This is a genomic window from Lentzea roselyniae, from assembly GCF_039537795.1.
In the GTDB taxonomy this organism is placed as follows: domain Bacteria; phylum Actinomycetota; class Actinomycetes; order Mycobacteriales; family Pseudonocardiaceae; genus Lentzea; species Lentzea atacamensis.
Genome location: NZ_BAABBE010000020.1, coordinates 1 through 12,314, shown reverse-complemented (window position 1 = coordinate 12,314; position 12,314 = coordinate 1). Strand labels below are relative to the sequence as shown.

General features: G+C 68.6%; 16 protein-coding genes and 1 pseudogene. 10 read left to right on the top strand and 7 right to left on the bottom strand.

Annotation, left to right across the window (positions count from 1 at the left end):
• Positions 1-5 precede the first annotated feature (5 nt).
• Positions 6-1,628, bottom strand: a complete 1,623-nt coding sequence (gene kdpA, locus ABFX45_RS30610) for a potassium-transporting ATPase subunit KdpA (protein ID WP_109638009.1) — start codon at positions 1,626-1,628, stop codon at positions 6-8.
• Positions 1,628-1,729, bottom strand: coding sequence for a K(+)-transporting ATPase subunit F (kdpF, locus tag ABFX45_RS30605; protein ID WP_109638008.1), 102 nt, complete (start codon positions 1,727-1,729; stop codon positions 1,628-1,630). Before kdpF ends, kdpA begins: the two co-directional genes overlap by 1 nt.
• Positions 1,730-2,003: 274 nt before the next feature.
• Here kdpF and ABFX45_RS30600 point away from each other — a divergent pair, with 274 nt between their 5' ends.
• From ABFX45_RS30600 to ABFX45_RS30585, 4 genes are all read left to right on the top strand, one after another.
• Positions 2,004-2,633 carry a nucleoside/nucleotide kinase family protein gene (locus ABFX45_RS30600; RefSeq protein ID WP_346133654.1) on the top strand — a complete coding sequence of 210 codons (630 nt, stop codon included), beginning with the start codon at positions 2,004-2,006 and terminating at the stop codon, positions 2,631-2,633.
• Positions 2,634-2,648: 15 nt separating this feature from the next.
• A complete protein-coding gene (locus ABFX45_RS30595; RefSeq protein WP_170155012.1) occupies positions 2,649-2,804 on the top strand; it encodes a hypothetical protein in 156 nt (51 codons plus the stop codon).
• 114 nt (positions 2,805-2,918) lie between these two features.
• A complete protein-coding gene (locus tag ABFX45_RS30590) occupies positions 2,919-3,275 on the top strand; it encodes a hypothetical protein (RefSeq protein ID WP_346133652.1) in 357 nt (118 codons plus the stop codon).
• The gene (locus ABFX45_RS30585) at positions 3,269-3,622 is read left to right on the top strand and encodes a hypothetical protein (protein ID WP_109638005.1); all 354 of its coding nucleotides are present in this window, start codon (positions 3,269-3,271) and stop codon (positions 3,620-3,622) included. The genes ABFX45_RS30590 and ABFX45_RS30585 overlap by 7 nt, the downstream gene beginning before the upstream one ends.
• Positions 3,623-3,630: 8 nt before the next feature.
• Here ABFX45_RS30585 and ABFX45_RS30580 read toward each other — a convergent pair whose 3' ends face one another.
• From ABFX45_RS30580 to ABFX45_RS30570, 3 genes are all read right to left on the bottom strand, one after another.
• The gene (locus tag ABFX45_RS30580) at positions 3,631-4,020 is read right to left on the bottom strand and encodes an ANTAR domain-containing protein (RefSeq protein ID WP_146231611.1); all 390 of its coding nucleotides are present in this window, start codon (positions 4,018-4,020) and stop codon (positions 3,631-3,633) included.
• A gap of 254 nt (positions 4,021-4,274) precedes the next feature.
• On the bottom strand, positions 4,275-5,378 hold the full coding sequence (locus ABFX45_RS30575; RefSeq protein WP_109638003.1) for a winged helix DNA-binding domain-containing protein: 1,104 nt from the start codon (positions 5,376-5,378) through the stop codon (positions 4,275-4,277).
• Between the two features lie 15 nt (positions 5,379-5,393).
• Positions 5,394-7,376 carry an MMPL family transporter gene (locus ABFX45_RS30570; protein WP_109638002.1) on the bottom strand — a complete coding sequence of 661 codons (1,983 nt, stop codon included), beginning with the start codon at positions 7,374-7,376 and terminating at the stop codon, positions 5,394-5,396.
• Positions 7,377-7,424: 48 nt separating this feature from the next.
• Here ABFX45_RS30570 and ABFX45_RS30565 point away from each other — a divergent pair, with 48 nt between their 5' ends.
• Positions 7,425-7,886 carry a MarR family winged helix-turn-helix transcriptional regulator gene (locus ABFX45_RS30565; protein WP_233439650.1) on the top strand — a complete coding sequence of 154 codons (462 nt, stop codon included), beginning with the start codon at positions 7,425-7,427 and terminating at the stop codon, positions 7,884-7,886.
• Here ABFX45_RS30565 and ABFX45_RS30560 read toward each other — a convergent pair.
• Positions 7,875-8,453, bottom strand: coding sequence for a maleylpyruvate isomerase family mycothiol-dependent enzyme (locus tag ABFX45_RS30560; RefSeq protein WP_109638001.1), 579 nt, complete (start codon positions 8,451-8,453; stop codon positions 7,875-7,877). The two genes, ABFX45_RS30565 and ABFX45_RS30560, sit on opposite strands and share 12 nt — an antisense overlap.
• A 55-nt stretch (positions 8,454-8,508) precedes the next feature.
• Between ABFX45_RS30560 and ABFX45_RS30555 the strand changes: the two genes are divergently transcribed.
• From ABFX45_RS30555 to ABFX45_RS30535, 5 genes and pseudogenes are all read left to right on the top strand, one after another.
• A complete protein-coding gene (locus ABFX45_RS30555) occupies positions 8,509-9,447 on the top strand; it encodes an RNA polymerase subunit sigma-70 (RefSeq protein ID WP_346133649.1) in 939 nt (312 codons plus the stop codon).
• Positions 9,448-9,455: 8 nt separating this feature from the next.
• The gene (locus ABFX45_RS30550) at positions 9,456-9,809 is read left to right on the top strand and encodes a VOC family protein (protein WP_346133647.1); all 354 of its coding nucleotides are present in this window, start codon (positions 9,456-9,458) and stop codon (positions 9,807-9,809) included.
• 113 nt (positions 9,810-9,922) lie between these two features.
• Positions 9,923-10,288 (top strand): annotated as a pseudogene (locus ABFX45_RS30545) (transposase); the annotation flags it as partial.
• A 9-nt stretch (positions 10,289-10,297) separates the two neighbouring features.
• Positions 10,298-10,864, top strand: a complete 567-nt coding sequence (locus ABFX45_RS30540) for a GNAT family N-acetyltransferase (RefSeq protein ID WP_346133645.1) — start codon at positions 10,298-10,300, stop codon at positions 10,862-10,864.
• Positions 10,864-11,712: an alpha/beta fold hydrolase gene (locus ABFX45_RS30535; RefSeq protein WP_346133643.1), complete on the top strand. Its 849-nt coding sequence runs from the start codon at positions 10,864-10,866 to the stop codon at positions 11,710-11,712. Before ABFX45_RS30540 ends, ABFX45_RS30535 begins: the two co-directional genes overlap by 1 nt.
• Here the strand turns inward: ABFX45_RS30535 and ABFX45_RS30530 are convergent.
• On the bottom strand, positions 11,662-12,156 hold the full coding sequence (locus tag ABFX45_RS30530) for a hypothetical protein (protein WP_346133641.1): 495 nt from the start codon (positions 12,154-12,156) through the stop codon (positions 11,662-11,664). The genes ABFX45_RS30535 and ABFX45_RS30530 overlap by 51 nt on opposite strands.
• Positions 12,157-12,314: the final 158 nt, after the last annotated feature.

The window sequence follows — 12,314 nt, the reverse complement described above, 5'->3', positions numbered from 1 at the left end:
GGCGGTCACTGCAGTGCCTCCGCGATGGGACCGAGAGCGAGAGCGGGAACGAAGGTCAGCGCGGCGACCAGCACGATCGAGCCGGTGAGCAGGCTCGCGAACAGCGGTCCGGTGGTGGGCAGCGTGCCCGCCGTGACCGGCACCTTCTTCTGCGCGGCCAGGGATCCGGCCAGCGCCAGCACCGCGATGATCGGGACGAACCGGCCGAACAGCATGCACAGCCCCAGCGACGACTGGAACCAGTCGCTGGTCGCGGTGATGCCGCCGAAGGCCGACCCGTTGTTGTTCGACGCCGACGCGTACGCGTAGAGGATCTCCGACAGGCCGTGCGCACCGGGGTTGTTCAACGCTCCCCGTGTGCTTGGCAGAATCGCCGTGATGCCCGCGCCGACCAGCAGCACCGCCGGCATCGCGAGGATCGACACCGCGGCGGCCGTGACCTCCTTGCGCCCCAGCTTCTTGCCCAGGTACTCCGGTGTGCGGCCGACCATCAGACCGGCCAGGAACATCGCGACGACCGCCATCACCAGGATGCTGTAGATGCCCGTGCCCACACCGCCCGGCGTCATCTCGCCGAACAGCATGTTCAGCAGCGCACCGCCGCCCCCGAGCCCGGTGTAGCTGTCGTGCAACGAGTTCACCGCGCCGGTCGACGTGCCCGTGGTGGCGTCCGCGAAGATCGCGCTGCCGGCGATGCCGAAGCGGAGTTCCTTGCCCTCCAACGGCCTGAGCCCGCTCGCCTCCGCTCCCCAGATCACGGCGAGCATCGCGGTCCAGATCGTGGCCATGACGCTCAGCAGCACGTACCCCTGCCTGTGCTGGCCGACGAGCCGGCCGAACGTGCGGGTGAGCGACACCGGGATCACCAGGATCAGGAAGATCTCGACCAGGTTGGTCCACTCACCGGGATTCTCGAACGGGTGCGCCGAGTTCGCGTTGAGGACGCCACCGCCGTTGGTGCCGAGCTCCTTGATGGCCTCCTGGCTCGCCACGGGAGCGTTCGCGATGGTCTGCCCGTCAACGTCCACTCCGGACTTGAGGCTCATCGTGACGCCGAGTGCGATCAGCACGACGGCGAAGACGAAGGCGATCGGCAGCAGGATCCGGATGGCGCCTCGGGTGAGGTCGACCCAGAAGTTGCCGAGCCGATCGGTCTGGTGCCGCACGAAACCGCGGATCAACGCCACCGCGACGGCGAGCCCGACCGCCGCCGACACGAAGTTCTGCACGGTCAGCCCGATCATCTGGACCGTGTGGCCCATGACGGCTTCCGGCACGTACGACTGCCAGTTCGTGTTGGTCACGAAGCTGATGGCGGTGTTGAACGCCATTGCAGGCCCGACGTTGCCCCGGTCGAAGCCGAACGGGAGCAAGGCCTGCACGCGCTGGATCACGTACAGGAACACGATGCCGACGAACGAGAAGCCCAGCACGCCGTACGCGTAGGTGCTCCACTTCTGCTCGGCATCCGGGTCGATCCGGGCGAAGCGGTAGATCGCCTTCTCCAGCTTCGAGTGGCTCTTGTGCTCGAACACGCGAGCCATGTGGTCGCCGAGGGGCCGGTACACGACCGCCAGGGCCGCGACGAGGATGCCGGCCTGCACCAGGCCGGCCACGAGAGGTGGCATCAGAACTTCTCCGGCCTGATGAGTGCGATGAACAGGTAGACGATCAGCAGGAGCGCGAGGACGCCCGCGACGGCGTTCGCGACGAGTCCCGTGCCGCTCACAACTTCTCCAGTCCGCGCACGGTCAGGCCCAGCACGACGAAACTCCCGATCAGCAGCAACGCGCAGGCCAGGTCGGCCATGACGCCGCTCCCTTCAACGACGAGGTCTTCTTGATGACACCCGGCAGCGTGCGGCAGGAAATCCCTGATCAGGCGATACCTGACAACGTCCTTACGGGCTTGGGGGCGGCCCTTACGCGTTCTTGATGCTCAGGAGACGTGGGTCTCATCCGATGGGGCCCGTCACGGTGACCTTCCGTGAGATCGTCGGTGCCGTGACGCGAACCGGGGTGCTGAACACCGTTGCCGACCTGCTGCCCGCCGACGGCCTGGTCGCGGTGGACGGAGTGGACGGCGCGGGCAAGACGACGTTCTGCGATGACCTCGCCGCGGTGCTGCGGTCCCGTGGCCGCACCGTCGTCCGCGCCTCCGTGGACGACTTCCACCACCCGCGCGAGATCCGCCACCGGCGCGGCCCGGCGTCCCCGGAGGGCTTCTTCCTGGACAGCTTCGACCACGAGAGGTTCGCCGGTCACCTGCTCGTGCCGTTCGCCGCCGGCCGGCCGTTCCGGCGCGCGAGCCACGACCTGGCGACGGACGAGTACGTCGACGCACCGGAGGAAGTCGTGTCACGTCCGGCGATCCTGTTGGTGGACGGCATCTTCCTGCATCGCGACGAGCTCGTGGAGCACTGGGACTTCTCGGTGTTCCTGTCCGTCGACTTCGCGGTTTCCGTCGCGCGGATGGCGGTGCGCGACGGCAGTCCGTCCGATCCGGACGACCCGCGCAACCATCGGTACGTCGAGGGTCAGCGGCTCTACCTCGCGAAGTGCGAACCGGCGAGGCGGGCGAGCCTCGTGATCGACTACGACGACCTCGCCGACCCGCGCCCGCGCACCACCTGAAGTACCGTGTCACGCGTGACCGAGCCGGCCAGGAAGACCGTCCAACTCCCCCAGTGCCCGCAGTGCGAGTCCGACGACCTGCGTCCTTACGGCAACGGTTCCAAGTGGATCTGCCCGAGCTGCCGGTTCCTGGCGCCGTGCTGCGAGCCGGACACCGCCTGCCACTGGTAGATCCCCCCGAATCGTTACCCGGTGTGATAACACCTGGTCACCTCGCGACGACGTACTCCTCACAGCGTCCGAAAGGCGTAACGAGGAGGCCGCCATGGCGACCACGTTCTGGGCTTGGCTCGTGTCCGCTCTCGTCATCGTGCTGCTCGCGGTCGCGGTCCCGGCACGCTCGGCGCGCAGAACGTCCTGCGGGACGCGCGCGGCCGGTACAGCCTGTCCCGCCTGCAGATGATGATGTGGACCGTCGTGCTGCTGTCTCTCGTCAGCGGCATGGCGTTCGGGCGGTTCGCGGCCGGGCAGGTCGACGTCGCCGGGTTCACCATCGCCGGTCAGGTGCTGACGTTGCTCAGCATCGCGATCGGCTCCGCGGTGGGGGCGGCTGCGATCAAGGTCGTGAAGAGCACGACGCGGCCGGACTCGGTCGCGGCCCACCCCGGGGAAGGGGAGGCGGCCGGGTCTGGGAGATGCTGACCGTCGAGGAAGGCGCGTCGGCGGGCAAGTCGATCGACCTGGCGAAGTTCCAGAACTTCCTCATCACGATCCTCCTGCTGCTGGCCTACGGCGCGCAGGCGGTGGCGGCGCTCAGGGCCGTCGACAACCCCGCGGGCATCGGCGGGCTGCCCGCGTTCTCGGACACGCTGCTCGTGCTGCTCGCGGTGAGCCACGCCGGGTACCTGCTGAGCAAGATCCCGTCACCCACCGGCGCTCCCGAGGGCGGCACCATGACCGAGCGGCTCGCCGCACCCGAGACGGCACACGAAGCTGCGCCCAACGGAACGGTTCCCGAGATGCGGCCGGCCGAGCAGCAGAAGGTCTGACCGGGTCGCTACAGGTGATCTCCGGCCAGCACGGCACGGGCGACGGCGGAGACGTCCAGCTCGTGCCGTGCGGCGTGGCCGGTGATCAGGTTGGACGCTTCCGCGACGGAGATGTCCCGCCGCGCGGCCAGCACTCCCCTGGCCTGGTTGAGGGCGGCCTGGTCGGCCAGCGAGATCTGCAGCCGCGCGCCCGCGTGGTGGATGGCGGCGATGGTGTCGTCGAGCCGGTCGATGACGGCGTGCACGCGGTCGCGGCCGGCGCCCTGCTGCCTGCTGAACACACCCAGCACCGTCTGCAGGTCGAGGTTCGCCGCGAAGAGCTGGTGCGCGACCTCGCTGAGCATCTCGTCGACCTCGGGATGATCGACGCCCGACATGTGCGGCACGGGATCTGTCACCTGTCACAGCTTGGCCGTTGGCAGCTCTCCAAGCAAGAAAGCGAAAGGGACGCCGCTCATCGAGCGACGTCCCTCCACTCGGGCTGGATCACCTACCGCTGCGGTACGCCGTCCAGGCGCTCTGCATGCGGGTGTTCTGGCCAGGGGTGAACTGGTTGTAGCGGCGCGCTTTCTCGTTTGGAACATTGGGCTTTCCTCCATGCAGGGTGGAGGAACAGTGACTTGTGCATGACCCTTTGTGGATCTTGACGTATTCACAGAATTCGGACGTCGGAGACCGGCAGACCGGTCCACCAGCGGTTGAAACGCCGGTAGACCTGTGGGTCCCGGTCACCGAGGAACTTGCGCAGCGCCCTGGCCTCCTCGGCGAGACCGGCCCACTGTTCCTCGCTCAGGGCGTGGAAGGCGGTCGCCTCGATGCCGCCGTCCTCGGCCGGACGCCAGACCCCTGCCACATGACCGTCGACGAGAAGAGTCGGCAGTGTGTCGCCGTTGTTGCGGATCACGGCCTTGCGGTACTGATCGGGGATGATCCGGCTGCGATCGGCGTAGGCGAGCAATGTGCTGTCCCACATGGCCATCAGCCGCGGCGGCGCCGGGGTGTCCTCGTCCGGAACCGTCCGATCCGGAACGTCGTAGTGGTCGCCGGTCTTCACCAGGTCCAGCCGTTCCAGCGCTTCCTTGATGGACGTGCGTGGCACCATGGTGAACTGGTTCATGTCCGCAATGGTCGCGGGCCCGAACCCGGTGAGGTATCGGCGCAGCATCTCGGCCAGCGCCGCCATCCGCTCGCGCCGCTCGATCACCGCGGTCTGCAACGACAGCCGCGGCCCGAACGCCCACGGACCACCGGTCGGCACCCGCACCATGGGCGCGTAGGCGGCCAGCGCCCACCAGATGCCCGGCTCCCCCACGTCGCCGACGTGCGAGTGCAGCAGCTCTTCCAGCTCCGGTTTGGTCCTCGGCTCGGCGGCGAACTCGAGCAGGTGCGCCAGCACCTCGTCGGCCCGCTCGATCGTGAGTCCCATGGCCCTGAAACGCTTGTCGTTCAGCCGGGACGCGCGCAACACGGGCAGCATCGCGTGGTGGAACACCTCGTGGTCGGCGACGGTGACGGCGTGCAACGTGATCCGCATCAGCGCGGCCTTGCGGATCGCCCCGCTCGTGAACGCCTGGTCCAGGTCGGCAGGGTCGAAGCCCTCAATCCGGTTCCACAACGCGATGTACGGTGACGCGGGCTCCTGGGCCTGGATCGCCACGATCCGCTCGACCGCGGTCAGCACGTCAACGGGCTCACGCCGCAGCAACATCTGCCGGTCGAGCGTCGCGCGGTTGAGCTGGCGTGCCGTGTAGGTCATGCCGGGAATCCTGACTCACCTCAGCTTCGACGGCCACCAGATTCGGCCACCGATGTCCACCGACAGCGCCGGCACGAGCAACGACCGCACCAGCAACGTGTCCAGCAGGACGCCGAACGCCACGATGAACGCGATCTGCGTCAGGAACAGGATCGGCAGCACGGCCAGCGCCGCGAACGTCGCCGCGAGCACCACACCCGCCGACGTGATCACGCCACCGGTCAGGCTGAGGCCCCGCAACGTGCCCTCGACCGTGCCCAGGCGCTGGGTTTCCTCGCGGACGCGGGTCATCAGGAAGATGTTGTAGTCGATGCCCAGCGCCACCAGGAACACGAACCCGAACAGCGGTACCACCGGGTCGGAACCCGGGAAGTCGAAGACGTGGTTGAACACCAGCGCCGAGACGCCCATGGTGGCAGCGAACGACAGCACGACCGTCGCGATCAGCAGCACCGGCGCCAGCAACGACCTCAGCAGCAGCGCCAGCACCAGGAAGATCACGACCAGCACGATCGGGATGATCAGCAGCCGGTCGTGTTCCGACGTCGTCCTGGTGTCCAGCAACGTCGCCGTCTGCCCACCGACCTTCGCGTCGCCGATCCCGTGCACCGCCGCACGGATGCGCTCGACCGTCGCCACCGCCGCGTCGGAGTCCGGCGCGTCCTTCAGCGTGGCCTCGACGCGGACGAGCCCGTCCGCCGTGCCGGTGGGCCGGACGTCGGCGACGCCGTCCACTTTGGACTTCTGAAGCACTTCGGCGGTCTTGCCCTCTGCTGCGACGATGACGGTCGGCGAGCCGGTCCCACCGGGAAAGTGCCTCGACAGGACCTCCTGTCCCGCAACGGACTCGACCTCGGTCAGGAACACGTCGGACTGCGCTGTACCGGACGCCTTGAGCTGCGGCAGGAACGCGGCGCCGACGAGCAGCACGAGCGTCGTGACGATCCAGATCGCGCGTGGCCTGCGGCGCACCAGGTCCGCCGTGCGGCCCCACAGCCCGGTCGTCTCCGGGTGCGGTGAGCCGAGCTTCGGCGCGAACGGCCAGAACGCCACGCGTCCGAGCAACGCCAGCGTCGCGGGCAGGAACGTCATCGTGGTGAGCAGTGCGGCGCCGATGCCGATGGCGGCGACCGGCCCGAGGCCCTTGTTCGAGTCGAGGTCGCTGAACAGCAGGCACAGCACGCCGAGGATCACCGTGCCGGCCGAGGCCGCGATGGGTTCGATCGTGCCGCGCCACGCCGTGCGGATGGCCGTGTACCTGTCCTGGGTGTCCCGCAGCTCCTCGCGGAATCTCGACACGAGCAGCAACGCGTAGTCCGTCGCCGCGCCGAACACGAGGATCGAGAGGATGCCCTGGCTTTGGCCGTTCAGCGCCAGCACGTCGTTCTTCGCCAGCAGGTGCACGACGAAGCTGGCGAGCCCGAGCGCGAACACCGCCGACACCAGCACCACGACCGGCAGCAGCGGACTGCGGTAGACGACGAGCAGGATCAACGCGACGACCGCGCCCGCGACGACGAGCAGCAGCCCGTCGATGCCGCCGAACGCCTCGACGAGGTCGGCGATCTGCGCGGCCGGGCCGGTGACCAGCACCTTCAGCCCTGGTGGCGCACCGCGCGCCCCGTCGCGGAGCTGCAGGACCGAGTCGCGGACCTCCTTCGCGGGGTCGAGCAGCACGACGAGCTGGGCGGCCTCGTTGTCGTCGGGTGCTGGGATCACCGGTGACGCCTGGAAGCCCTTGCCGCGGTCGGCGAGGTACTTCCTGTCCTCGTCGGTCAGCCCGCCGGACCGTTCGACCACGACGATCGCGGGGATCGCGTTGGCGCGCTGGAACTTCTTCTGCAGCTCAGCGACCTGCGTGGACTCGGCGGAGTTCGGCAGGAACGCGCTGCTGTCGTTCTCCGCGACCTCCGAGAGCTTGCCCGCGTACGGCCCGGTGAACCCACCCAGCGCGAGCCAGACGACGAGCAGGATCCCGGCGAGGACGCGCATCCGCATTCCTTCGGTCGTCGAATCTTTCGATGGACGAAACAGTATGCTGACCCCGTGAGCGACGCAAGCGACTACGACCTGAGCATGCTGCTGCGTGCGCTGGTCGCGGAGTCGAACCGGTTTCTGGAGATCTTCAGCGCGGCGCACGAGCTGCACCCGACCGACATGACGGCCCTGAACCTGATCATGACTGCCCGCTCCCCCATGACACCGGGCGCGCTCGCGAAGGCGCTGAACCTGAGCGCCTCCGCCACGACCTCGGTGCTGGACCGGCTGGAACGGGCCGGTCACGTGGTCCGCGACCGGGACCCGGACGACCGCCGCCGCGTCGAGCTCCGCGTGCTCTCCACGGCGACGGCGCTGGCGTCGACGTTCTTCCAGCCGCTCGCGCGCGAGTTCTCCTCGGCGTGGGAGCGGCTCAGCGCGGAAGACCGTCAGGTGGTGGCCCGGTTCCTCGCGACGACGACAGAGGCGACGGCGCGGGTGCGTGAAGCGGTGACCTCGTCAGGCGAGTGAGCGGCCGCACACGAGGAGCAGGAGCTCCTGGGCCGGCCTCCTGATCGGCTCGCCTTCGCCGAACGTCCAGTCCATGTCGGTGGCTTCCAGCCTCTTGCCGTCGAGGTCCGCGCCGAAGTACTTGACGCTGCGCGGGTTCATGCCGTCGAGGACGATCTTGAGGCGGTCGTGCGGCACCTGGCGGTCGAGTCCGAGCGCGACCGTGATGTCAAGGCCGTGGATGATGTCGTGCGAGAGCGCGCCGGCCGGGCCGCCGCCGGGTGGGGTCCACGGGTGGCCGATGTTGGCCTTCAGGGTGCCGAGCAGGTCGTCGATGGACAGGGCCGCGGCGTCTTTCCTGGCCATGCGGTCGGAGGCGTGGTTGAACCGGCCGGCGGACTTGAGCGTCTCCAGCAGCACGCGTCCGACTGAGCTGCGGAACGGCAGGGTCGTGTGCGCGACGACCTCCTTGACGCGCCAGCCCTCGCACAGGCTCGGCGCGTGCCACTGCTCCTCGGTGAGCCCGGCGAGGAGCTCTGCCTGGTCACGTCGTTCCGCCGCCACGGCGGCCCGGATTTCTTCGGTCATGGCAGGGGTACGGATCAGCCGACGGAAACTCATCGGTCCGCGTAGGGTCTTTCTCGTGATCGAGGAGCTGGAGCCGTTCCGGATCGAGCTGACCGGCTACTGCTACCGCATGCTCGGCTCCGGTTTCGAGGCCGAGGACGCCGTGCAGGAGACGCTCGTCCGCGCGTGGAAGGCGTACGACAGCTTCGACCCGTCGCGGGCGTCGCTGCGGACCTGGCTGTACCGAATCGCCACCAACATCTGCATCGACATGCTGCGGTCCGCCCAGCGCCGGGCCCTGGCCGTCGACCTGCGATCGCCCGGCGGGGACTTCGGGGCGCCGCTGCCCGAGCGGACCTTCGTGCAGCCGATGCCCGACGCGAAGGTCCTGCCGGAGGACCAGGCGATCCGCAAGGAGACCGTGCGGCTGGCGTTCGTGGCGGCACTGCAGCACCTGCCGGCCCGTCAGCGCGCGGTGCTGATCCTGCGGGACGTGCTGGCGTGGCAGGCCGCCGAGGTCGCCGATCTGCTCTCCATCTCGGTGGCTGCGGCCAACAGCGCGTTGCAGCGGGCGCGGGCCACGATGCAGGTGGTCGATCCAGGCGAGCCGCTGCACCCCGCCGACCCGAAGCAGAAGGCACTGCTCAGCCGATACTGCGAGGCGTTCGACCGGCACGACGTGCGGACTCTGGTGGCGCTGCTGCACGAGGACGCGACGATGTCGATGCCGCCGTTCAGCTGGTGGCTGCGGGGCCGTGGCCCGATCTCGGTCGCGCTGAACGATCCCCAGGCGACGTGTGCCGGCGCGTGGCTGGTGCCGGCGCGGGCGAACGCGTCGCCCGCGTACTGGCAGATGCGGCCGGGGATGGACCGGCCGTTCGGGCTGGTGTTCATCGACGTGCGCGATGGGCTGGTCACGGGCACCACGACGTTCCTCAACGTTCCCGAACTCCTGCCGTTGTTCGGTGCACCGATGAGTTCCGGCCAGCCGCCCCGTACAACGGTGGACGACTAGGAGGAACCATGGCGATCCAGCCCATCATCGTGACCCCGGATCTTCCGCCCTTGCAGGCGTTCTACGAGCAGGTTCTCGGCGCGACCGAGGTGTTCCGGTACCCGGAGTCCGGTCCGGTGTTCTACAAGACGCTCAAGATCGGTGATGCCGAGCTCGGGCTCGTCGCCGAGAAGGCCGACGTCTCGGCGCCGCCCCGGATCGCGCTGAGCATCGACGTTCCCGACGTCGACGCGTTGCTGCCCCTGGTCGAGGCCGCGGGAGGCCGTGTGCAGGGACCGCCGAACGACATGCCGTGGGGACAACGCGTTGCCCACGTGTTCGATCCTGACGGAAACCCCGTGAACCTCACCCAGGAGCTCTAGTGGCGCGGCCCGGAACGTTGCCGGGCGAATTCGCGGTCAGACGGGTGCATCGTGGTGCCGCGAGGCGCCCTGCCGAGCGTGAATCACCCAGCCGACGTTCCGGGCCGCGCCAGTTCCTGGTCACGATCGACAAGACCGTCCCCGCTGAACTGGACGTGCACCTGGTCTGCGACAACTACGGCACCCACAAGACCCCGGCGATCAAGACCTGGCTGGCCCGCCATCCCCGGTTCCACATGCACTTCACCCCGACCGGATCCAGCTGGATCAACCAGGTCGAACGCTGGTTCGGCTTCCTCACCGACCAGCAGATCACCCGTGGCACCCACCGCAGCGTCCAGGCGCTGGAGAAGGACATCCGCGCCTGGATCGCCGACTGGAACACCCACCCACGGCCGTTCATCTGGACCAAGACCGCCGAAGAGATCCTTGAGTCACTCGCCCGATTTTGCAGGCGGATTTCCGACGCAGGACACTAGTCTGGCGACGTGATCCGGATCGTGCCGTCTGGCGAGGTGCCCTGGGAGGACGTCGAGGCGATCTTCGACGGGTCCGAGCCGGGCAAGTGCCGCTGCCAGCGCTACAAGGTGAAGGGCTGGATGTGGCGCGACTCGACGTTCGACGAGCGCTACGCCTCGCACGAGTCGCAGGCCGCCCGTGGCAGCGGGCTGGTGGCCTATGTGCACGGTGAGCCCGCCGGTTGGGTGGCCGTCGAACCCCGGTGCGACTACGCGAAGCTGCTCGACCTGCCCGTCCCGTGGAAGGGCAGATCCGAGGACAAGGACGACGACGGCGTGTGGGCCGTGACGTGTTTCGTGGTGCGCAAGGGCTTCCGCAGGCAAGGCCTCACCTACGAGCTGGCGGCCGCGACCGTCGAGCACGCTCGGTCACAGGGCGCTCGCGCGGTCGAGGCGTATCCGATGATCGCCGCGCCCGGCCAGACCGTCACCTGGGGCGAGCTGCACGTCGGTGCGCGTCAGGTGTTCGAGGAGGCCGGGTTCACGCAGGTCACCCACCCCACCAAACGACGTTTCGTGATGCGAGTGAACTTCTGATGGACTTCGAAGAGATCGTCATCCCGACCGAGCGCCTCTCCTTCCCCGCCCTGGCCGCGGGTGAGGGCCCGATCGTGGTGTGCTGGCACGGCTTCCCCGACCACCCGGCGTCGTTCGGCCCGCTCGCCGAACGACTGGTGGCCGCCGGCCGCCGGGTCGTCGCGCCGTTCCTGCGCGGGCACCACCCGTCGACGTTCGACCAGCTGCCGTTCGCCGACGGCCTGACGCTGGCGGCCGACGCCGCCGCGGTGAACGCCGCGCTGTCGCCCGAGCCGCTGGACGTGATCGGCCACGACATCGGCGCCGGTGTGGCCGGGCGGCTGGCGGCCGGCTGGCCCTCGCGGGTGCGCCGGGTGATCACGATGTCCGTGCCGCCGCCGGCCACGTTGCGTCACATCTTCGACGATCCCGCGCAGCAGCAACGGTTCTTCTACCTGTTCATGTTCCAGGTGCCCGGGGTCGCGGAGAGCCTGCTGAACTCCACACTGATCGAGTACCTGTGGCGGACCTGGTCGCCGGGTCTCCCCGTACCGCCGCACGTGCTGTCGATGTACGAGGATCCGCAGCTCAGGGTCAACGCGCTGAAGCTGTACCGGGCGAACTTCGACCGGTCGCTGCACGATCCTTCGTTGTCCTCGATGGCGCAGGCGACCGAGAAGCCGGCGCCGATCCCGATGCTGGTGCTGGCGGGCGCCCAGGACGGTTGCATCACGCCCGACAACTACACCGACGCCGCCACGGGTCTCGCCCCAGGTTCGCGGGTCGAGATCGTGGCGGACGCCGGGCACTTCCTGCAGCTAGACCGCCCCGACGAGGTCGCGGCGCTCGCGCTTGACTGGCTGCGCTGACCTGCGGATCCGGCCCCACGGCTTGAACACCGACAGGATGTAGGCGAACAGCAGCAACGTCGGCGCGACCACGACCGGGTACATGACGTCGGGCGGGATGACCGCCGTCGGGTCGCCTGCCAACATGCGCTTGCCGATCTCGGCCGCTTCCCGCACACCCGGGCGCAGCGAGAACGCGATCAGCAGTGACATGCCGACGTTCATGAACAGCTTGGTGGCGACCCACCAGTACCTGACCAGGCCGTACTTGCTGCCGAGGCCCAGGACCACGCCGGAGATCATGCAGACCACGCTGGCGCCGAACATCGGCCAGATCGCGAACAGGTCGATCGCCTGTATGGCGACGCCTGCGATGCCGGTGTCCTCTGTGGACAGTGCGACCACCACCAGGATGCCCAGTGCGAGGTCGATGCCCAGCCACGCCGCCGCCGACAGGATGTGCACGAGCAGCACTCCCTTGCGGGTGCGGCCGCTTAGACCGCATCTCGTTTGGGTGTGTTGCAAGGTAGGCTATATCGTTGATCAGCGATGAACGATGTGGAGAAGTGGTGCCCGGAGCCGTTGTGGCTGCTGGCGCAGCCGTTGCTGCCCGATGCGCCGCA

What these genes read in the sequence shown, in the direction of transcription:
- ABFX45_RS30585 (WP_109638005.1), top strand. Translation starts at nt 3,269, where the DNA reads ATGCTGACCGTCGAGGAAGGCGCGTCGGCGGGCAAGTCGATCGACCTG.
- ABFX45_RS30575 (WP_109638003.1), bottom strand. Translation starts at nt 5,378, where the DNA reads ATGACCTACACGGCACGCCAGCTCAACCGCGCGACGCTCGACCGGCAG.
- ABFX45_RS30560 (WP_109638001.1), bottom strand. Translation starts at nt 8,453, where the DNA reads ATGACCGAAGAAATCCGGGCCGCCGTGGCGGCGGAACGACGTGACCAG.
- kdpA (WP_109638009.1), bottom strand. Translation starts at nt 1,628, where the DNA reads ATGCCACCTCTCGTGGCCGGCCTGGTGCAGGCCGGCATCCTCGTCGCG.
- ABFX45_RS30550 (WP_346133647.1), top strand. Translation starts at nt 9,456, where the DNA reads ATGGCGATCCAGCCCATCATCGTGACCCCGGATCTTCCGCCCTTGCAG.
- ABFX45_RS30535 (WP_346133643.1), top strand. Translation starts at nt 10,864, where the DNA reads ATGGACTTCGAAGAGATCGTCATCCCGACCGAGCGCCTCTCCTTCCCC.
- ABFX45_RS30570 (WP_109638002.1), bottom strand. Translation starts at nt 7,376, where the DNA reads ATGCGGATGCGCGTCCTCGCCGGGATCCTGCTCGTCGTCTGGCTCGCG.